The organism is Zunongwangia sp. L-65, from assembly GCF_056859415.1.
Genome location: NZ_JBSXOK010000076.1, coordinates 164,488 through 186,903, shown reverse-complemented (window position 1 = coordinate 186,903; position 22,416 = coordinate 164,488). Strand labels below are relative to the sequence as shown.

At 36.2% G+C, this 22,416-nt stretch carries 17 protein-coding genes; 11 read left to right on the top strand and 6 right to left on the bottom strand.

The annotated features are described in order from the left end of the window. Positions 1 to 130 precede the first annotated feature (130 nt). The 3 genes from AC13DP_RS18085 (at position 131) to AC13DP_RS18075 (ending at position 2,671) form a co-directional block, all read left to right on the top strand. Positions 131 to 988 carry an AraC family transcriptional regulator gene (locus AC13DP_RS18085; protein WP_347405622.1) on the top strand — a complete coding sequence of 286 codons (858 nt, stop codon included), beginning with the start codon at positions 131 to 133 and terminating at the stop codon, positions 986 to 988. A gap of 78 nt (positions 989 to 1,066) precedes the next feature. Continuing rightward, positions 1,067 to 1,483 carry a hypothetical protein gene (locus AC13DP_RS18080; RefSeq protein WP_347405621.1) on the top strand — a complete coding sequence of 139 codons (417 nt, stop codon included), beginning with the start codon at positions 1,067 to 1,069 and terminating at the stop codon, positions 1,481 to 1,483. A gap of 234 nt (positions 1,484 to 1,717) precedes the next feature. Then, the gene (locus AC13DP_RS18075) at positions 1,718 to 2,671 is read left to right on the top strand and encodes a cation diffusion facilitator family transporter (protein WP_483068243.1); all 954 of its coding nucleotides are present in this window, start codon (positions 1,718 to 1,720) and stop codon (positions 2,669 to 2,671) included. A 456-nt stretch (positions 2,672 to 3,127) separates the two neighbouring features. On the opposite strand, the gene AC13DP_RS18070 is transcribed toward AC13DP_RS18075, so the two are convergent. Together AC13DP_RS18070 and AC13DP_RS18065 are read right to left on the bottom strand one after the other, a co-directional pair. Next, positions 3,128 to 4,555: an exonuclease domain-containing protein gene (locus AC13DP_RS18070; RefSeq protein ID WP_483068242.1), complete on the bottom strand. Its 1,428-nt coding sequence runs from the start codon at positions 4,553 to 4,555 to the stop codon at positions 3,128 to 3,130. A gap of 404 nt (positions 4,556 to 4,959) precedes the next feature. Beyond that, a complete protein-coding gene (locus AC13DP_RS18065; RefSeq protein WP_013070985.1) occupies positions 4,960 to 6,144 on the bottom strand; it encodes a Pycsar system effector family protein in 1,185 nt (394 codons plus the stop codon). Positions 6,145 to 6,201: 57 nt separating this feature from the next. Between AC13DP_RS18065 and AC13DP_RS18060 the strand changes: the two genes are divergently transcribed. From AC13DP_RS18060 to AC13DP_RS18045, 4 genes are all read left to right on the top strand, one after another. Next, positions 6,202 to 9,921, top strand: coding sequence for a metallophosphoesterase (locus AC13DP_RS18060; protein WP_347405617.1), 3,720 nt, complete (start codon positions 6,202 to 6,204; stop codon positions 9,919 to 9,921). A 269-nt stretch (positions 9,922 to 10,190) separates the two neighbouring features. Beyond that, positions 10,191 to 12,083 (top strand): carboxypeptidase-like regulatory domain-containing protein, encoded by a 1,893-nt coding sequence (locus AC13DP_RS18055; RefSeq protein WP_347405616.1) that lies wholly within the window; start codon positions 10,191 to 10,193, stop codon positions 12,081 to 12,083. Continuing rightward, complete coding sequence (locus AC13DP_RS18050; protein WP_347405623.1) at positions 12,084 to 12,944, top strand: outer membrane beta-barrel protein; 861 nt, start codon at positions 12,084 to 12,086, stop codon at positions 12,942 to 12,944. A 123-nt stretch (positions 12,945 to 13,067) separates the two neighbouring features. Beyond that, positions 13,068 to 15,842, top strand: a complete 2,775-nt coding sequence (locus AC13DP_RS18045; protein ID WP_347405615.1) for an outer membrane beta-barrel protein — start codon at positions 13,068 to 13,070, stop codon at positions 15,840 to 15,842. Between the two features lie 83 nt (positions 15,843 to 15,925). Here the strand turns inward: AC13DP_RS18045 and AC13DP_RS18040 are convergent, their stop codons facing one another. From AC13DP_RS18040 to AC13DP_RS18025, 4 genes are all read right to left on the bottom strand, one after another. Continuing rightward, positions 15,926 to 16,822, bottom strand: a complete 897-nt coding sequence (locus AC13DP_RS18040; protein WP_228249883.1) for a mechanosensitive ion channel family protein — start codon at positions 16,820 to 16,822, stop codon at positions 15,926 to 15,928. A 14-nt stretch (positions 16,823 to 16,836) separates the two neighbouring features. After that, entirely contained in the window at positions 16,837 to 17,337 is a 501-nt protein-coding gene (locus AC13DP_RS18035; protein ID WP_013071677.1) for a Dps family protein, read from the bottom strand. 99 nt (positions 17,338 to 17,436) lie between these two features. After that, a complete protein-coding gene (locus AC13DP_RS18030; protein ID WP_347405614.1) occupies positions 17,437 to 17,757 on the bottom strand; it encodes a phosphoribosylpyrophosphate synthetase in 321 nt (106 codons plus the stop codon). Between the two features lie 123 nt (positions 17,758 to 17,880). Beyond that, the gene (locus AC13DP_RS18025) at positions 17,881 to 18,015 is read right to left on the bottom strand and encodes a hypothetical protein (RefSeq protein WP_013071679.1); all 135 of its coding nucleotides are present in this window, start codon (positions 18,013 to 18,015) and stop codon (positions 17,881 to 17,883) included. 430 nt (positions 18,016 to 18,445) lie between these two features. Here AC13DP_RS18025 and AC13DP_RS18020 point away from each other — a divergent pair, with 430 nt between their 5' ends. Genes AC13DP_RS18020 through AC13DP_RS18005 form a run of 4 tightly spaced genes read left to right on the top strand, consistent with a single transcriptional unit; the run spans position 18,446 to position 22,413 of the window. Then, entirely contained in the window at positions 18,446 to 19,465 is a 1,020-nt protein-coding gene (locus AC13DP_RS18020) for a LacI family DNA-binding transcriptional regulator (protein ID WP_013071680.1), read from the top strand. A gap of 11 nt (positions 19,466 to 19,476) precedes the next feature. Then, positions 19,477 to 20,478, top strand: a complete 1,002-nt coding sequence (locus AC13DP_RS18015) for an SDR family oxidoreductase (RefSeq protein ID WP_347405613.1) — start codon at positions 19,477 to 19,479, stop codon at positions 20,476 to 20,478. Then, complete coding sequence (locus AC13DP_RS18010; RefSeq protein WP_347405612.1) at positions 20,479 to 21,759, top strand: nucleotide sugar dehydrogenase; 1,281 nt, start codon at positions 20,479 to 20,481, stop codon at positions 21,757 to 21,759. It abuts the gene before it with no gap. A 57-nt stretch (positions 21,760 to 21,816) separates the two neighbouring features. Further along, positions 21,817 to 22,413, top strand: a complete 597-nt coding sequence (locus tag AC13DP_RS18005) for a sugar transferase (protein ID WP_228249879.1) — start codon at positions 21,817 to 21,819, stop codon at positions 22,411 to 22,413. Positions 22,414 to 22,416: the final 3 nt, after the last annotated feature.

Genomic DNA, 22,416 nt, shown 5'->3' with positions numbered 1-22,416 from the left:
TAAAAAGTGTAATTTTAAATAGGAGAAAATAAAACGATAAGCTCATAAGTTATAGTTGCTATTATCGCATCTTAAGATAGCCCAGGCCATTCATGACAACCCAACCAAAATCCGCTCAAATAAAAAGACCATGCGTGAACAAACAAAGAGCATTCCTGTAAAAACGATGGACGATGCGTTGAATACTGGGTTTGTCATCGGAAAAATGACATTCAAAGATTTAAATGCGTTTAAAGAAGCGGCTGCAGCACACAGGGATGATTATCATCTGTTTCTTTTACAAGAAAAAGGAAGCACATCCATTGAAATAGATTTCCATAGCTATACCCTAAAACCAGCTGCTGCCCTCTACATTCACCCCAATCAAGTACACCGTATGCTGCACATTAACCAAGCAACAGTAAGCTTTTGGGCAATCAATACAGAAACCTTGAATCGGGAATACCTAACACTATTGGAAGCTATAAACCCTGTAAGACCGGTATCCTTAACAAGGGAAGCATTTTCTATTATTGCTGAAACGGCATCCTTGTGCTTAAAATTATCAGAGCGAAAACACGAAAAATTATATCAATCGGTACTCAAAGACAGTGGGAATGCCTTAGTAGCATTAGTCACTTCACAGTATTTAGCGCAAACTCAATCACCAGATAGCCTTTCCCGTTTTGAGTCTATTACCAAGGCTTTTAAATCGCGTTTGGAAGCCAATTTTACGACCGTAAAAAAACCGAGTGAATATGCGAAAACCCTTACTATTTCTACCGCTTATTTGAACGAATGTGTAAAAAAGGCAACCGGGTATTCCGTTTCACATCACATACAACAACGGGTGATGTTAGAAGCCAAGCGGATGCTCTATCACTCCGATAAATCGGTTAAAGAAATCGCAACACAATTAGGCTATGAGGATTACGCCTATTTTTCTCGATTATTTAAAAAAATAACAGGAGTAACCGCATCTGCATTCCAAAACAAAAACCACGATTAGTCCAACAGATACGTTTATTGGTACAATGCAATTATTTAGAATCGTTCTAACTTTGCAAACGTATTAAATGTAGAGGTAATGATTATAGATGATTCAAAATTCCCAATAGTGTTGGTTGATTTTCAACACAGCCTGGAAGAAACAACAACTGAAAACCACAATCACGATAAGGATATGGCCGCGTTTACCAACTTGTTCGAGAGCGGAAAACCTTTTGTAATGGTTAGCACGGGTGAGGCTCCTGAAGAAAAGCACAAACATTCCAGGGAAGAAACCCGGAAAATAAACGCCTGGCGGAAACTAAATAAAGAAAAGCTCAAATGCATACAAGCAACCATACAGGTAGAACCAAACAAAGTCAAACGTGTAGGATTAAAATTGTTTGCCTCTGTATATGAGAAATTTTGGGGAAATCCACTGCTGCTTGCTCCAACCCAAGAAGAAGCTTTAGAACTAGCCAAAAGCCTACTCCATAAAGCTTCCTTAACTTCTTAGGTAAAAGAACGGAGAAATAAAAATGAATAATTACCCGTAATGTATTAAGAAATAAAAATTAGTCAGTTCGATTGATTTTGTGAAGTGTAACGAAGCAAAATTGTATCGAGAACTTAAATTTCAAGTCCTATTCTCGATACAAAAATCTCAACCGATTTTTACTCGAATTGACTGTCTTGAAGTTTAACTAGTAAGATGCCCCAAAGATTAAAAAATAACAATTCAGATTCTATTATGAACCACAAGCACCAACATACTCACGAGCATCCTCACGAAGCACATCAGCATTCAGATACCAAAAATGGACTAACCTTAGCCTTTTGGCTAAACTTAATTTTTGCGGTTATCGAAGTGGTGGGCGGGATCTTTACCAATTCCACAGCAATTATTACCGATGCTTTTCATGACTTTATAGATGCCGTCGCTATAGGCATAGCGGTTTTGTTTGAAAAAATATCAGGGAAGAAACGTTCTTCTAGTTATTCCTACGGTTATAAACGGTTTTCATTACTATCTGCGCTGGGCTTATCGCTATTTCTATTGATTGGAGCTGTCTTTATGATTAAAAGTGGTATAGAATCATTGATAGATCCCCAAGAAGTCAATAGTGTGGGTATGCTTTGGTTAGCGGTTTTGGGAGTGAGCATCAACGGCTTTGCTTTTCTTAGAATAAAAAATGGAACCGGAGGACACCATCATCACCATCACGCGCACGGGCATTCCCACAATCACAACAGTAAAGCCATTATGCTTCACCTTTTAGAAGATGTATTGGGTTGGGTAGCTGTTTTAATAGGTGCTGTGGTGATTTATTTTACGGGTTGGAATTGGATAGATGGGTTGCTTACCCTCGCCATTGCTGCTTTCATTTCGTACAACGCCACCAAAAATTTAATAGGAACCCTAAAGATAATGCTACAAGCGGTTCCTGAACATGTGAATATGGAAACCCTAACCTCAGAACTGAATACGATTGAAGGTGTTGCCAACATTCACGATTTCCACATCTGGAGTTTAGACGGAACCTACCATGTGGCTTCGCTACATGCTGTGTTGGACAGTGCCGATAATCCTTCTGAAAATAAAGTCTATACCACTATTTTAGAACGCTTGAGTAACTACAATATTCAACATCCCACCATACAGATTGAAACGAATACAAAACACTGCAAATTTGTGAATTGCTGAAAACAGAAAAAGACGAACGGCTAATGCGGCTATTTAAAGTCGGTTCGTAACACTGAAAACGAAATGAAGAAAACCCTATTTGAAATCACCCAAATGGACTGTCCTTCGGAAGAAAGCCGAATCCGATGAAACTGGACGGAATTTCAAGTATTGTGAATTTGGACTTTGATATTCCCAACCGAAAACTGACTGTTTTTCACAGCGGAGAAATCGACCAAATCGAAAAGTCTATCCTCGAACTGAATTAGGAGGTAAGAAAATCTCGATCGGACAGACCGACCAAACAGACTTTAAAGAAAACGCCAATCAAAAAAAACTACTTTGGTCTGTTCTTGCCATTAATGTTGCGTAGATCGACACTTTTTATTTATAAAAGTGGTGGTTGAGAATATGTGAAAAGGGGAATGTCCTTTGATGATAAAAGGTAATTCCCCTTAAATCTTCAAGATTTTTTTATTATCCAAACCACTCTTCTTTTTGCAGTTCCGAAGCCTCCTCTTGGGGTTCGAGTGCAATTTTTCTAATATGCTTTTTATTTTTGAGGTAACTATTTAAAATTCTATCGGCATAATTCGAATTTTCCTGGGGAATCAGGTAATTGTCAAATTGAGAAGGTTCACTTAACTCTTCAGAATTTTCGATAAAACCATAACCGGCATAACGGCCTTTTTTAAGATATATAAAAGATTTTTCAGTTTTTGTACGTCCTTTTTCTACCAATAAACAGGAATTTTCATATTCGTGAATATAATCGATAGCGCGAGAAACCCTTTGATTATATTCGGTTACCTCTATTTCGCCCCGGCACATTCCGCTGCAATCATTGATTTTATAATGGCTGCATTCTGCCACCCCTGCTTGCAAACCACAATATTTAGGGCATAATCTAAATTCCTGGCAAAGAAATTCCAGGAATTTTATGGCCTCTTCACGGGTATAGAACTTCATCCAGCTTACTGGAGAAACCTTATTTTTATGAATCACAAATTGTTCTATTCCTTTTTGATTGTGATAGGAGGTAAGGGTATAAGGCCTGCTTACTTTTTTTTGTGCTTTATTGAATTTTGGAAAATATTTTAAAATTAAAGAAGATTCCCGCAAAAGTGCAAGCAATTCGCTTCCGGTAAGTTCGTAGTCAATGCTATACGTAGCTTGCATTAGACTATATTTTCGGTTAGATTTTTCTTGAAAATGAGATTTTATCCGACTTTTAATATTTTTAGCCTTACCAATGTATAGCGGAATTCCATCTTTATCTTTAAAAAAATAAACACCGGTTGTAGAAGGAAGTTTTTCAAAATCCGATTTTCTAAAGTTAGGAGGTAAATAAGAAGCTGCTGTTTTTTGATTTAAAAAATCCTTGAAAACTTCGTAATCGGGATCTAAATCTATAAAACGTTTAAAAAGCGTAACCGTAGCCTCGCAATCTCCATAGGCTCGATGCTTGTTATCATGCGGAATATTGATCGAAGTACAAAGATTTCCCAAGCTATAAGAAAATAGACCAGGGATAAGTTTTTTAGCCAGCCTTACGGTACACAGGCGTTTTCTTTGAAAGGATAAATTTAAACTCTCAAACTCAGCTTTAATAATATTATAATCAAAATTTACATTGTGAGCCACAAAAATACAATCTCTGGTGATTTCCTGAATTTTAGAAGCAATCTCAGAGAATTTTGGAGCATCGACCAGCATCTTATCATTAATGTTGGTAAGCGTTTCGATATATAGCGGTATTTCGGTACCGGGATTTACCAGCGAAGTGTATTCGTTTATCACTTCTCCATTCTGCACCACCAGCACACAAATTTCGGTAATTTTGTTTCCTTTAATGCCTCCGCCCGTGGTTTCAATATCAATTATCGCAAATTTTACCTCTTTCATGTTGCCAAATTAGTATTATTTCTGAACTTTAAAAGGAAAAAATACTAAAAATTGGAAATATTCCTTATTTGATTCCTCCAAGCTCTCGATTGTAAATAAGAGCTGAAGCCGGTAGAGCGTTTTCAATCGCTATGCATATCGCTCATAAAAGCAAAAAAACGAATACATATTTCATATGGGAATACAAGGGTAGTGGTAATTGAGGAACTAAGTTTCCTTATGAATAGCCCGCAATCTTAGCTTTTCAGAAAGCTTATTGAATTAAAATAAATGAATGAGTTCTCTTTTTATAAAATAGCTACAATAGGTATTGCCGTCTTTAGCTCAATAATTAATCGACATTCGATAATTCGCAGCTGAGTTTCTAAAAAGCCCCTGGTCCAATTTAAAGGAGTAATAAAAATCTACATTAAATAAAAAGCAATAACAAAGGCAATTACCGAGATGATAATCCCCAACATAAATACCGTATAGGTTAATCTTAGTAGTAAATATTTTCGATGTAATACTTTTCCTAATAAATGTAGATCGAGCATTAAAGATTCGTATACATAATCCTTATCCTTAATCATCTCATTAATGCCCCATTTAAACAAATCGAAAGGCATTTTATGAAAATTTCCAAAGAAAAGAAGGTTAACGTCCCGATTTTTTACCTGCTCTTTGGTAAACTCACCACTGGTTACATTAGGCCGGGTAGACATAATCGATAAGATCATTGAAGCTACACTAAAAAGAACCAGTACAAGAGTAGGGATAAGCAGGTGGCGATTACTTACCGCATCCAGCTTAGGGATAAGGTTAGAAATCGCTAAAGAAATAATAATCGCATTTACCGATAATAATATGTTGGCCTTGGTATCTGCAATATCACTTAATTTAATATGATTGCGTAGCGTGACCCTAAACAGCGTTTGGATACTTCGCTCTGGATTGTCATTTTTATATTTAGCCTTAAGTCGGGCTTTATGCTCTTCCTTATTTAATTTTTTCTCCCTCTTATTTTGTTTTTCAACTAATTCCAGCAGATTTTCCTCTTTGGCCTGATTCCAGTTCTTTAGGGCATAATCAGTATAAAATTTATGCTTTTCAGTCAGCATTTTTATATTTTCCATAATCCACTCACTCGAGCTGTAATTTTTGCGATTATGTAACTGTAGCTCCTGTCGTAAAAGTTCACTGGTTTCTTCGTAATATTCCTTGGCAAAATGCGAAGAATCGGCGTCTTTGATGATCATCTCTCCGATGTCCTGCGGCGTATGACTAAATTTGGTAGCCATAATATATTTAGACACCAGATCGATAAGTTCCTGTGTGGCGTTATTTTCCTCTAAAAAGCTTTCGGCGATTTTAACACTGGATGCTTCGTGGTTCTCATGACCTTTGGTATAACCGGTATCGTGAAACCATGCGGCCAGCTTAAGCGCCTCTTCTTGTTTAACATTAATTTCAGAATGTTCAATTAATTCTTCTGTACTTTTAACAACTCGTTCAGTATGCTTGTAATTGTGATATAGGAAAGTATTTGGGAGTTTTTCCTTGAATAATTCAAGCACGTAATCATCAGCTTTATCGAATAGGTTGTTCATCTATAAAAGTACTAGTTTAACAGATGCCAAATTACAAAAATTTGTCTAACAACATTTATGAAAAGAAATAACTACTTCTGTTTTTTATTAATTTTAACTCTTGTGGCTTCCTGTACAAGCTCGGCTCCAAAATATCGTAAGGGAGAACCCACTTCTAATTTTGGATATCCTGAAAATAAGGAAATTGAAAAGACATTCTATTTACTAGGGGATGGCGGGTATTCTCCTGAAGGTGGAACCTCTAAAGCCCTTATTGCTTTTAAGGAGTTTATAAAACAGCGAGACACCAGGGGACAATATGCGATATTTTTAGGGGATAATATTTATCCGGTGGGCATGCCGCCAAAAGATGATCCATTACGAGAACAATCCGAATACCGGTTGGATGCGCAACTGGATGCCGTTGAAAAATATAACGGAAAAGTGATTTATATCCCTGGTAATCATGATTGGTACAGTGAACGTATTGATGGTTTGGAACGTCAGGAAGAATACCTGATCGAGCAATATGGCGATTCTTTAGATTGGTCACCCAGTACGGGATGTGGATTGGAGATTAAAGAAATTTCTGACGATATACAAATGATCATTATCGATTCCCAGTGGTATCTGGAAGACTGGGATAAAAGTCCTACGATTAATGATGATTGCGATCAGATAAAAACCAGGGAAGCACTTTTTACTGAAATTGAAAGTGAGCTAAAAAAATCACAGCAAAAAACAACGATTATCGCCTTACACCATCCTATTTTTTCCAATGGGATCCATGGGGGGCAATATAATTTTAACAGACATTTATATCCTTCGCAAAAGAAAATTCCGATTCCGGTATTAGGATCTTTGGCGATGTTGATAAGAACCACCGGTGGTATTTCTATTCAGGATCTTCAAAATGAACGTTATAAGTCACTTTCTGACAGGTTAAGGACGATGGTTAAAGGAAGAGAAAGAGTGATCTTTGTTTCCGGCCACGAACATACCCTACAGTATATCGATCATGACGGGATAAAACAGATAATCTCGGGTTCAGGTTCCAAAGAAAATTATGTGGCTTTGGGAACAGATGGTTTGTTTGCTTTCTCACTACAGGGCTTTGCGGTATATGATGTCTTTAAAGATGGCTCTTCATGGGTAAGCTATTATCGAAATAGAGATAATCAGCCGGAACTGATGTATCAAAAAGAAGTTTTTGCGGCTCCTAAGCCTTATAAACTGGGCGACTATCCCGACTCTTTTCCGCAGAAAAAGACAGCTAGCATTTACCCTGATGAGGATGTAGAGGTAAGCGGATTATATAAAACACTGTGGGGAAAAAGATATAGAAAATTATACGGGACTGAAGTATCATATAAGGTAGCCGATCTGGATACCCTATACGGCGGTTTACAACCTTTGTTGGAAGGAGGGGGGCACCAAACCGTATCGATAAGGGTAAAAGATTCTTTAGATCGGGAATATAATATAAGAAGAATTAAAAAAGATGCCGTGCAGTTTCTGCAATCTGTGGCCTATAAAAGCACACCTATAGAAGAACAGTTCAAGAATACGGCTGCTGAGAATATTATTAGTGACTTTTATACTTCAGCCCATCCGTTCGCTTTTTTAGCAATACCAACGTTATCGGAAGCTATTGGTTTGGCACATACAAATCCAGAGATCTTTTACCTGCCAAAACAGGATAATCTGGGAGCGATGAACGAAAATCATGGGGATGATGTATATATGATTGTAGAGCGTCCTGAGGAGCACTGGTTAGAGAAGGAAAGCTTTGGATCACCAAATCATGATATTGTTAGTACCGCAGGGATGTTTGAGCGTATACGAAGGGACGAGAAGTATAAAATTGATGAGCCTGCTTACGTAAAAGCACGTATTTTCGATATGTTGGTAGGTGATTGGGACAGGCATCAGGATCAATGGCGCTGGGCAGAAAATGAAGATGAGGAAGGAAACCGAACTTTTACACCCATACCAAGGGATCGCGATCAGGTATTCTCGAATTTTGATGGTGCCTTTTTTGGAACCTTACGCTCCCTGGTAGGTTTAGCCAATCAGTTTGCGGTGTATGATAAGAAATTAAAAAATGTTGAATGGTTTAACATTGCGGCTATTGGTTTAGATCGCTCCATCCTCCAAAATACCGGAAAAGAAACCTGGTTAACACAAGCCAGGTTTATTCAGGAAAATATTACCGATCAGGTTATCGAAGAAGCCTTTAGTAAACTCCCACCGGAAACTAATGGAGAAATTACGGATGGGATTATTGAAAACCTGAAGGGAAGAAGAGATAATATTGTGGAGATTGCAGAAAGATATTATGATTATTATGCAAAATTAGCGATTGTAACCGGTACAGATAAGGATGATTTTATAGATGTGACCCGCATGCCTGAAGGGAAAACCAAAGTAACGATTTATAGAAATAAAAAAGGCAAAAGAGCCGATATCGTAAGTGACTTTGTATATGATAAACAGTTTACCAAAGATATTTGGATTTATGCTTTAGACGATGATGATATTATTACGGTAGATGGCGAAGGCGATCAGCTTATTTATGTAAGGATTATAGGGGGGCAAAATAATGATATTTACAGGATAAGAAATAAGAAGAAACTAAAAATTTATGATCACAAATCTAAGCCTAATACCATTGAAGAAGGCGCTGATGCCCGGTTTAGATTTACAGACCAGTACGATTTAAATATTTATGATAAAGATAAAAAGGTATTTAAATCGACTTCTATTACCCCAGGTATAGGTTATAATCCGGATGACGGATTAAAGCTTGGTTTTAAGGCATTGTATACGATCAATGATTTTAAAAGAAATCCATATACATCACAGCACGAACTAAAGGCCGGGTTCTATTTTGCTACAGATGGTTTCGATTTAAATTATAAGGCAAGGTTTGCCACCATCATAGGCGATTATAATTTACAGGTTGGGGCGCACTTTACCAGTCCTAATTTTGCCAGAAACTTTTTTGGCTACGGAAATGAAACGAGAAATCCTGATGATGAACTTACATTAGATTACAACCGTGTAAAAATAAGCCGTGTTGGGGGAGATGTTGGTTTGGTAAACGAAACCCCTTTTGGTAGCTATTTTAGTTACAAGGCAAGTTTCGAAACGGTTGAAATCGATAATATCCAGGGGCGTTTTATAGATGAATTTGCCCCAGAGGATCCCGAGGGCTTTTTTGATCGTAAATATTTTGCCGGTCTCGATGCCCTTTACCGTTATGAAAGTTATGACGATGTCCTTAATCCCACCCGTGGGATGCAATTCGACTTAAATTTAGGAGGTAAACTAAATACAGCAGATACCGATCGTAACTATGGCTATTTTAAATCGTATTTAGAGTTCTACAACTCGCTAATCCCAAGTAGAAAACTGGTATTAAATAGTCATGTGCAAACGCAAATAAATATAGGTACAGATTATGAATTTTATCAGGCAGCTGTTTTAGGTGGAGGTTCTGGCTTAAGGGGGTATAGATTACAGCGTTTTGCCGGTAAAAGTGCATTTGCTACCGGAGGCGATATTCGGTATAGTTTTAACCAGTTTAAAACTTCCTTTTTACCCTTTCAAATAGGAGTCTTTGGAGGATACGATATTGGTAGGGTATGGCAAAAAGACGATAATAGTAAGATTTGGCATGATAGCTATGGTGGTGGTATTTGGATTAATAGTGCTGAAGCTGTAAACGGAACCTTGCATGTTTTTAATGGGGACGAAGGTTGGCGTTTTAGTTTTGGGTTTGGATTCCGATTTTAAAAATCTACATCGTTAAGGCTATGTCAAGATAAAATACTCTGTCACGATAAGCATCGGTATCGGAGTATCTCGAAATAAAAAATGATTTTCTAATAACTGCCTCATGGGCCTTCTCTGAGGCAGTTTACTTACAAGCCTGCATATTTGCAGGCTTTTTTATGGTTTAACGTTAGGTATTTTATATTTCATATAGATTTTTGATAAAATAATATTAAAATTGGGAGGATTAATAGTGTAATTTATTAATCATCAATCAAAAACCATCAAATATGTTTAAAAATGCATGTTTATTATTTGCATTTATTTCATTTGGAGTACAGGCCCAAAAATTTGAAATATCAGGAAAATTATTAGATAGTATTACCCGCGAACCACTAGAAGGGGCCACCGTCTTCACAGAAACTCTAAAAGATAGTACTTTAATCAGCTATACGATAACAGACGCTAAAGGCGATTTTAATGTATCCGGAAAATCTTCAAAACAAAAAATAAATCTATTAATTTCTTTTGTGGGCTATGCGCCGATTAAAAAAGTAATCCTATTGCCAAAAGATGAAGATCCCCTAACCCTGAAGCCTATAGAAATGTTGCAAAAGGTAGAATCTTTAAGCGATGTACTCATCGAAGGAAGGGTACCGCCCATACGAATTAAACAGGATACTTTAGAATATAATGCAGGATCGTTTAGAACCAAAGAAGGAGCCACCATTGAAGATCTTTTAAGGGAACTACCAGGAGTAGAGGTTGATGAGAATGGGGGCATTAAGGTCAATGGGGTTGAGGTAAATAAGATATTGGTAGGTGGAAAGGAGTTTTTTTCTGGAGATGGAAGTATCGCCACTAAAAATTTATTGAAAGATATGGTCGAGAAAATTCAGGTGGTCGATACCCGATCTGATAGCCAGGTTTTTAGAGGTGAAAAAGCCGATGGCAAAAGTAAAACTATTAATATAAAGCTTGATAAAGATAAAAATAAAGGCGTTTTTGGCAGATTAGCTGCGGGTGGAGGGACAGACGAGCGTTACGAATATGCCGGATTAGCCAACTATTTTAATGACGATTTAAGATTAAGTGTATTAAGTGGAGGTAATAATATTAATACATCCGGCTTTACTTTTGGAGAATTACGAGAGGTATTTAATACCTATGCGTACACTACGTATAATGGCGGGATAAGTATAGGAGGGAGGATAATAGGAGGAGGAGAGGGCATTGTAAATTCTAAAGTGACAGGTGCCAATTATGCAGATGATCTGGGTAAAAACCTGGAAGTAAGTTCAGATTATTTTTATACCGCTACCAATAATTATTTTGATAATATAAGCTCATCCGAAAATATAAGACCAGAAGGTAATTATTTTACCGAGAGTAGTTATAATTCTACAGGAAACCAGGATAAGCATGAAATCAACACGCATATAAAGCTGGCCATAGATTCGAGTTGGATGATAGATGCCCGCCCTAAATTTAGTTATGATAAAAACTTTTCCAGAGGAAGTAGTACTTCTGAAAGTAGAAAAGAAAACGGTGATTTAAGAAATACCTCTACCGCTTCAAATTACGGAATTACCGAGAGTACTAATTTTAGTACTAATTTAAATATTAATAAAAGGTTTAAGCAATCATTCATTATGCTGGGAATCAATACTAATATCGATAATTCAGATTTTGAAAGAAGGAATGAATCAGAATATATTTTTTATGATTCAGAGCAGGAAGATATCTATCGAAATCAGATAATAAGAGGAGGGGCTAAAAATAATAATTCCAGCGCTTTCGTAAACTTTAGATCTCCAATTATTGAAAAGCTGCTTTTCTACGGAATTTCATACAATTATGCTATCAATTTAGATGACTCAGAGAATTTGGCTTATGATTATGATGAAGAATCCGACCAGTTCCAGAAGCTTAATGAAGACCAGAGTACAAGTTTCGATAATCACACAGCGACCCATAAACCCGCTTTAAATATTAGTTACCAGACTGAAAGCTTTAACTTTTCTATCGATGCCGGTTATTCTTTAGCAGATCTGGAAAGTACAGACAGAATTAGAGATTTTAGTTTTGATAATAACTTTAATGCTTTTGAGGGGAGTGCGAGACTGAATTACTATTTGAGTAAAACTTCAAATTTAGGACTAAACTATAACCTGTCTAATTAAATTCCCTCAATTAATACTTTAACACCTTATAGAAATATTTCGAACCCCCTGTATATTGTAGCAGGAAATCCAAATCTGGACTTAACAAAACGTCACAATCTAAACTTAAGGTACAACACCAATAATATGGATAAGCAGCTTTATTTTAATGGCAGCTTAAGCGGTGATTATACCGTAGATCCTGTGCAATCGCAAACCACGATTAGCAATGATTTGGTGCGATTTACAACCTATAGTAATATGAAGGACGAGTATAGAGTTTCAGCAAACGCATCAATGAATAAGAATTTTAAATTGGATTCTATTAGTCAGCTTGGCGTGAACTTTTACCTTAATGCAGGCCATAACAAGAATTACAGATTTACTGATGGAACCTTATACAAAGCTACCAGTCAAAATTATAATTTAGGTCCGTCGGTTAATATTTCCAACCAATCTTTAAGATTGAGATTAAGCTACAGTATGAATCTACAAGTCGCCAAATACGATTTAGAAACTATAAAAGATCAGCGTATCTACCGAAATTCTGTGAACTTAAGTGGTTTTATTAAATTCTTTAAAGACTTTGAATGGAATAATGATTTTAGGTATTCTACCAATCCACAGGTAGATCAGGATCGTTTTGATGCCCATATTTTCTTCTGGAATTCTTCGGTATCTTATAAATTTCTTAAAAATGATTTTGGATTGATCACGCTTAAAGCTTACGATATTTTAAACGAAAACACCAATGTATTTCAATATTCTGGGGCAGATGCCATTACGTCATCAGAGTCTACCACACTTACCCAATACTTTATGCTGAGTTTTAGCTACAGATTCGATTCTTTTCATAAAAATGGCAAGAGTCATCCCCGCTAGAAAAACCGTTATGCAGGAATATGCGCTTTTAAAAGTTAAATAAATCTTAAAATGTAATTAAGTGTTAAATATTCAACGAGTTTTTTAGTTATTAGTAGATGTCAATCAATAAATCATCATTTTATGTTCAAAAAATTACTGGTACTGGCCACAGTATTCTTTAGTATTTCATTATCTGCACAGAAATTTGAAATTTCCGGAAAATTAATTGATAAAGAAAGTAAGGCGCCTCTGGAAGCAGCCACGGTTTTTGCGGAATCCATTGGGGATAGTACTCTAGTTACCTATACCATTACCGATAAAGATGGAGAATATAGCCTAATAGGCAGAACCTCGCTGGAAGAAGTAAATGTGTTTGTTTCTTTTGTAGGATACATTCCATACGAGCAAAGAGTAAGTTTAAAAAATGACAGGATCATAAAGCTTAATCCTATAGAACTCGAATTTCAGATAGAATCCCTTGGTGATGTTTTGGTGAAAGCCAGGCGAGCTCCGGTTACTATCAAAAAAGATACCTTAGAATTTAATGCCGAATCTTTTGCCACCAAAAAAGATGCAACGGTAGAAGATTTATTAAAAGAACTTCCCGGGGTAGAAGTCGATGCTGAAGGAAATATTACCGTTAACGGAAAGCCGGTAAATAAAATACTGGTAAACGGCAAGTCGTTTTTTGGCGGTGACGATCCTACTATCGCTACCCGAAACCTAACCAAGGAAATGATTAGTAAAATTCAGGTTTCCGATACAAAATCAGATTCTGATGCCTTTACCGGAGAAGCTAGTAGCGGAGAAAATAAAACCATAAACATCACTATAGACGAAGATAAGAATAAGGGTGTTTTTGGTCGGTTATCTGGAGGAGGCGGAACAGATGATCGTTTTGAATATGCTGGCCTCGTAAATTATTTTGATAACGATTTGCAAATAAGTGCACTTGGCGGGGGAAATAATATTAATTCTCCCGGTTTTAGCTTTGGAGAGATCGAAAAAATGTTTGGAGGTGCCAGAACTATAAGTGTATCGAGCACGGGAGCATTTAGCGTTAACGGGCGTAGTTTTGGTTTTGGCAGCGGAATTATAAATTCTAGAACCGGCGGACTTAATTTCGCGGATTCCTGGGGTAAGACTTCAGAAATTTCAGCAGATTATTTTTATTCGGGGTCCAATAATTATGAAGAAACCCAGAGGGAAAGGGAAAATATCTTTCCTGATAGTCGATATTTTACCGAAAGTTACTCTAAAACCGAAGGAAATACAGATCGCCATCAGGCTAATATGAAGTTTACCACCAAGCCGGATACTACCTGGTTTATAGATGCTATGCCCTCTTTTAGCTATACGAAGGCCGAAAATAGTTATGAAAGTAACTCGCAGTCTTTTAATGAAAATGGGGACTTAATTAACCAATCTGAAAGTGATAACCAAACATTTAGGGATGGGAAGACTTTTGGGGGGAATTTTAATGTTAATAAAAAATGGAACAACGGCTCTTCACTTTCCTTGCGGGTTAATGGTAATTTAGAAAACAATGACTCAGAGTCTTTTATACTAACTTCCGCAGAAACCTTTGGAGATGATGGGGAATTGACTGATAGAAATCAATATACCGATGGAAAACAGGAAAACAATAACGTAAATTCTACCTTACGCTATAGGTTACCTGTTATAAAAGATAAGTTTTTTCTGAATTCTCAAATGGGATATGGAAATGATTCCAGAGATGATAAGCAATATGTTTATGATCTAAATAACGCTTCTGGAGATTTTGAAGATTTTAATGTCGAGCAAAGCACAGATTTCGAAAATGTAAATGAATTTTACCGTCCCGAGCTTGGAATAGATTGGAATACAGAGAAGATAAATGTAGGCCTTGGAGTAGGATATGTTCATAGAGAGTTAACCAGTAGCGATAACCTTAGGGACTTCAATTTCTCACAGGATTTTGACGCTCTAGAATATGATTTCAATTTTAGTTATAGGATCAATCAAAAAATGAGTATATATTCCTATGTTTCCAGAAGAAATGATGCACCGGGAGTGCGACAACTATCCCCATACATTGATATTTCAGATCCATTAAATATCGTTCAGGGAAATCCCGATCTTAAACCTTCTAATGAAACAAATTTTTATATAAACTTCAATAATTATGATTTTCAAACCCGTAGTGGTCTTTACGCGTATATAAGTTTTTCTAAATTTGATGATCAGGTCGTTTCAAGATCTGAGGTAGATAACAATTTTGTGCGCTATACGACCTATGATAATGTAGACGGAAGTTACAGTGCTTACGGAAATATTAGTTATAGTAAGGATATTGAGCTTGATACTTTATCCAGTTTAAAAGTAGGTTTTGGCCTTTACAGTAATGTACAACGAAGCGTAAATTACAATAACGATCAAATGTACAATCGTGATTCCAGGTTAGTAGGTCCTACTTTAAATTTGACTTATAAGTTGGGGGACTTTTTGGAACTGCGTCCCGGATATAGTATGAGGTTCAATACGGTAGAATTTGATATTAATTCTTTCGAAGATTACCGGTTTACCAGACATGAATTTCGTCTTCGAACAATTACCAACTGGCCGGAAAATCTGGAGTGGCAAAATGATCTTACGTATTTTAATAACCCAAACGTAGGGCAGGCTTTTCAACAATCTACAGTACTCTGGAACAGTACACTTACCTATTCCATACTGGATAATAAAGGAAATATTAGTTTAAAAGCTTTTGATTTATTGAATCAAAACACCAATACTCAGCGTCAATCAGAATTGAATTATGTTGAAGATGTTCAAAGTACGGTACTCCAGCAATATTTTATGCTGGGCTTTAGTTATAAGTTTAATACCCTGGGTAAAAAAGGAGAGATTAGAGATAGAAATTTCTTTTTTTAAGCATTTGTTCGTCTGCTAATTTTATAAAAAAAGGCTTTTAGTATTTTAATTCCAAAAGCCTTTTTTGTTTATAGAAAATAATTTTAATCCTTATCAGTTTCTTTGCTTTGATTTAAACTTAAATTATTCGAAAAATCAATAGTTCTTATAGGGAACGGTATATTGATATCATTATTATCAAAAGCCTTTTTAATAGCGATAATAGCCCTGCTTTGTGCTGCAAGAATGTCGAAATTTTTCCTGGCGTCGGTCCAGAATCGTACTGTGAAATTAATAGAGCTGTCGGCAAATTCATTATAAAGAAATTCCACTTCTTCTTCACCGTTCTGTGGGAATAATTCTGCAATCGTATCTGTGGTTAACTTTTTCACCATTTCCAGATCTGAACTATAGTGGACACCGCAGTTTACAAAAATCCGGGAACGTTCGGTCCTGCTGTAATTTTTAAAAGCATCATTTACAATTTTTGAATTTGGGATCACCACAAAGTTGTTATCAGACTGTCTAACTTTTATACTTCTTAAGTTAATTTCAACTACGGTACCGGCATAGCCATTTGTTTCTACCCAATCCCCTATTTGTAATTCGGGTAAAAAACTTAAAATAACGCCAGAAAAACTATTGTTTAGTGGTCCCTGCAATGCTAAACCAACCGCCAGTCCAATCACTCCCGCTCCCGCAAGTATGGAAGTAAGTAACTTATTAAGATTAAGAAGCCCTAATGCGACAAAAAAACCAGTTAGGATAATAATCGCTTTCAGGACCTTAATAGTAATTTCCCGGATAGAGTCTTGCTTAACTTTTCTGATTAAAAGTCGGTTTACAAACTTTCCAATCCATTTTGCGGTAAATATGAAAAGTATAAAAACGAGAACTGCCAAAATAATATTTGGCAGGTTCACGATAAGGCTATTAAGCCATCCACTTAGTTTATCAACCAGGGACTCTAATGATTTTTCAATATCAAAGCTTTTTGCCATGTATGTAAAATAGATTATTTAGCAGGAATAGCTTTATGCGTTTCGGTAGTTTTCATTTTCCATGCATCCAACATCCAGCTGGTTTTTTCAAGTTCCCTGATGTAAGCGCCTACTAAATCTATAGTCCCCTCGTCACCGGCAGCATCTGCCGCTTTGATTACTTTTCGCATTTGTGATAAGATAACTCCATGATCTTTTATAAGTTGCTCAATCATTTCATAGTCGGTAAGTTCAGAAATGGATTCTTCTAAATTCGACATTTTTAAATACTCACTAAAATTACTTGTAGGTTGAAAACGTAAAGTTAATACACGCTCTGCAATCTCATCTACTTTCAGTTTAGCATCATCGTACATTTCTTCAAATTTTTCATGTAAATCGAAGAAATTTTTGCCGATTACATTCCAGTGAAAGTTTCTTAACTTTTGATAGTATAAATGATAATCAGCCAGTAAAATGTTTAACTCATCTACAGTTAAAGCTATCTTTTCCTTGTCTAATCCTAAATAATTCATAGTATTTATTTATAGTTTTTTTATTTTCAATACAAAAATACAATACTTAAATGTGTAGTACAGCGTTTAATAGAAGTTTAACGCTATACCATAATCAACCTATTCTATAGGTCTGTTTTGTTTCATATCAAGTTTCTTGCTCATCTCTTCAGAGACCTGCCCACTGGAAACTCCATATCCATCAACTAAGGTTCCTTTTTTTCCATTTTCTGTAGTAATGGCATATAGGATAGCGTTATCATCAGGATTGCTCATCCCTTCAAAACGCAGGACTTTATCTACATCAAATTCATGAACACCATATTTTTCGTTTTCCGATTTTATTTCCAGGTGCTCGTCCACTAAATTAAAATCATGTTCATAACCTTCTTCTAATTTTAATTTATTTATTGCCTGCGATAGGGTTCCGTAATCTTTCATTTTGTTATAATTTTTCAATTGGTTTCAAATGTTAAATTACGTTGAGATGGCCTTAAATCCAAGTGATTTGAGTGGTTTAGTATAAGTTTAACTCCCTTTGGCTATTCCTTAATATTTGGGTGTTTAACGATCTTTTTTGCTGCTAAAAAGACCTATAGGCAACACCAGTAAAAAGAAAAAATACCAGCCTGTTACCAGTCCGATAATGGTGATTATTGCAGCGATAATATAAAACCAGTAGGAACTAAAAAACTTCATAAAAAATATAGATAATAGCTATTATAAAAAGAATATAGAATAATTAATATTTGGAATGATGATCTTAAACAATCCACCTAAGAAATTGATATGCAGAGTGCCCCTAATTTTTTTCATCTTTAATAATCAGATCCCCGGCTTTTTTGAATTCTTTTTAATAAAAAACAATAAAACAGGGGGGTGTTTCCACAAAAAGATGGTATTAATCGGGTGACCCGCTTTATTTTTAAGCTTTATTTTTAAAATCAAGATCGTCTATGGGAATATCCCATATTATGACAGGGGTATAGGCTTTGTGAGTTGTAAAATTTATCTTTGTAAACATGAAAATAGGTTTGTCCGATTACATATTCGTCGAATTTATTTTTTAGCAACGTCAAAAATGCTTTTCTTTGGCGTAAAAACCACATTTAAACTTTAGGTTGAAGGTATGAAAAATAAAATCACCTTAAAAGAGCTTTCTAAATTGCTTAATGTTTCAGTTTCTACTGTTTCTAAAGCCTTAAACGACAGCCCGGAAATTAGTCAGAAGACTGTAGAGAGAGTTAAAGAATTAGCAACTTTACACAACTATCGTCCTAATCCTGTGGCCGTTAATTTAAAAAGTAGTAGAAGTGGGACTATTGGTGTAATTATACCAAACATAGCCAATGTCTTTTTTGCCAAAGTGTTATCGGGAATAGAAGCGAGGGCACAAGAAGAAGGATTGCAGGTAATTACGTATATTTCTAACGAGTCCTATGATCGTGAAGTTCAGATCATAGATCATTTAACCTCTGGTTTTGTAGATGGTGTTTTATTATCTATTGCTGAAGAAACGCAGCGTAAACGCGCTTTTGAACATATCTATAACTTAATCGATTATGATATCCCTGTGGTACTTTATGACCGTATTAATTATGATATGCCGGTGGATAAAGTAGGGGTAGATGATGCTGAAAGTTTTAAAAAGGTAACCACTAAGCTCATCAAAAAAGGAATTAAGAAAATTGGTGTAGTCTCTACCATTCTTCATCTGGTTAACGGTAAAGAAAGAATTAGGGGATATCAGGAAGCTTTATTGCCTAGTATGAAAGAGCATATTGCAGCTTCAACCAGAAGGGAATTTCTTGAAGAAAAAATTCATGAGATTTTAATTGACGATAAAGTAGAAGCGGTGTTATGCTGTGATACTGAAAGCACCATGAGAGTATACCGCTATGCGTATGAAAATAATATTCGAATTCCAGAAGATTTAAAAGTAGTTGGCTTTTTAAACGAAGAAATTACTTCTTATTTAACGCCATCAATCAGTTACATAGAGCAAAATCCTCGGAAAATAGGAAAAGGGGCTATGAAGCTTCTTGGAAAACGATTAAAAGGAGAGGCCGAATTAAATAAAACAACAGAAAAGATTATCAAAACCAAATTGGTAAATTTAGAATCGACTACGTTTGATTCTGAACTTTAATAATCCATATTTTGATAGATGCAAATAAACGGGCAAAATTAACCGGCAGTACAGTACTTGTTACCGGAGGAGCCGGTTTTATTGGTTCTAATCTTTGTAAAAGCCTTCTTGATCTTAATGCAAGGGTGATTTGCCTGGATAATTTTTCTACCGGGAAAAAAGCAAATCTAAATCTATTTAAGGATCACCAAAATTTTGCTTTAATCGAAGCCGATATCCGCGATGCTGATGCTTGTCTAAGAGCCGGTAAAAATGTAGATTATATTTTACATCAGGCTGCATTAGGATCGGTACCACGTTCGATTAAGGATCCGCAAACTACAAATGCAGTAAATATAAACGGCTTTTTAAATATGCTGGTTGCCGCGAAGGAAAACCAGGTAAAAAGATTTATATATGCTGCGAGCTCTTCAACTTATGGAGATGCCGCAGCATTGCCTAAAGTAGAAAATCATATAGGGAAACCATTGTCTCCTTATGCTATCACAAAATATGTAAATGAGCTTTACGCCGATGTTTTTCAGAAAACCTATGGCTTAAATAGCATAGGCTTACGCTATTTTAATGTATTTGGGCGACATCAGGATCCCGATGGCGCGTATGCAGCGGTCATCCCAAAGTTTGTTAAAAAACTAATGAATCATCGATCGCCGGTTATTAATGGCGATGGTAGTTTTTCACGAGACTTTACCTATATCGATAATGTGATTCAGGCAAATTTACTGGCCATGCTCACCGAAAACCCGGAAGCAGTAAATCAAATTTATAATGTAGCTTGCGGCGAAAGAACAGATCTTAACCAACTTTTTGAAATATTAAAGGCTGAATTATATAAATTTGATCCTGAAATTTTAGATATTTCGGCTAAATACGGTCCTGCACGCCAGGGTGATGTGCCCCATTCCCAGGCATCGATCGAAAAAGCTAAGAAATTACTTGAGTATCAGCCGGAATTTTCAGTTAAAGCAGGTTTAGCTGAAGCCGTGTCCTGGTATTGGAATAATTTAAAGTAAATGATACAAAAGAAAATAGCAGTTATAGGTCTTGGGTACGTAGGTTTACCTTTAGCACGTCTTTTCGCTACTAAATATACAGTGGTTGGATTTGATATTAACAATTCGCGTATAGAGGAATTACAACAGGGCAAAGACAAAACTTTAGAGGTAGCGGATCATGAATTAAAAGCGGTTTTAAAGAAAAGTAATTCCGAAGAAACCGGTCTCTTCTGTACGTCCAATTCTAAAGATTTAGAACAATGTGATTTTTATATTATTACCGTTCCAACCCCGGTAGATAGAAACAATAAACCAGATCTTACACCACTATATAAAAGCAGTGAAACCGTAGGTAAAGTCATAAAACACGGAGATATAGTGGTTTATGAAAGCACTGTTTTTCCCGGCGCTACCGAAGAAGAATGTGTGCCCGTTTTAGAGAAATTTAGCGGACTTCGTTTTAACAACGACTTTTTTGTGGGCTATTCCCCAGAGCGTATAAATCCTGGTGATAAAAAGCATACTGTAGACAAAATTTTAAAAGTCACCTCGGGCTCTACCAAACAAATTGCTGAAGACATAAACGCTGTATATGCCTCGGTGATTACTGCCGGAACCCATCTGGCACCCTCAATAAAAGTAGCTGAAGCGGCTAAAGTAATCGAAAATTCGCAGCGTGATATCAATATTGCTTTTGTAAACGAACTGGCCAAAATCTTTAATATTTTGGATATTGATACCAAAGCGGTACTGCAAGCTGCCGGTACAAAATGGAATTTCATTCCGTTTACTCCCGGTCTTGTTGGCGGACATTGTATTGGTGTAGATCCTTATTATTTAGCCCAAAAAGCGCAGGCGGTAGGCTATCACCCGGAAATTATCCTTGCCGGAAGACGAATGAACGATAGTATGGGGCAATATGTAGCTGCAGAAGTGGTGAAATTAATGCTAAATAAAGATCTTAAGGTTAAAGAATCTAATATTCTTATTTTAGGTTTTACCTTCAAGGAGAATTGCCCGGACGTTCGCAATACCAGAGTAATCGATGTTTATCGAAATTTAAAAGATTACGGGGTGCATGTAACAGTGTATGATCCTTTAGCAAACCCAGAGGAGGTATTGCACGAATATGGCCTAAAGACCCTTAATAAAAAGCCAAACGCCACTTTTGATGCTTTAATTTTAGCGGTGGCACATCAGGAATTTCTGGAGATGGATTTGTCTGAACTTAAAAGTAAAGATGCGGTAGTTTATGATGTAAAAGGTGTTTTAGGAGAAAAAGCCGATAAAAAACTGTAAATTTTCGTTCGATTTTAGTCAGATTCCTCCGTACTTAATTTTAAAAAGTATCTCAATATGTACCGCAAGTACGTTAAACGTATGTTCGACTTTGTTTTTGCGCTTTTTACACTATTGTTATTTCTACCGGTTTTTGTACTTATCATTTTACTTATCCTTATTTTCGATGGTTTTTATCCCCTTTTTATTCAGGAGCGGGTAGGGAAAGATGCCGTAAGTTTTAGGATTTATAAGTTTAAAACAATGAATGATAAGAAAGATGCTGAAGGAAGACTTTTAAAGGAAGAACTGCGTGTTACCAGATTTGGCCGAATTCTTAGAAAATCGGGTTTAGATGAAATTCCACAACTTTTTAATATTCTTAAGTTTGAAATGAGTTTTATTGGTCCCCGGCCGCTACCGGTGTATTATATCAATCTCGAGGATAAATTACAGCGAGATAGGCATCGCGTACTACCGGGAATTACCGGTCTGGCACAAATTACCGGTAGAAATTCGCTAAAATGGCCGCAGAAATTCCGTTTGGATAATTATTATATCGAACATCAGAGTTTTGTTTTTGATCTTAAAATTTTGCTGAAGACTATATACAGTGCTAATGGGTATGATGCCGTAAATTTTGATCATGTAATTCCTAAAAAGAAAGCAGAATAACCT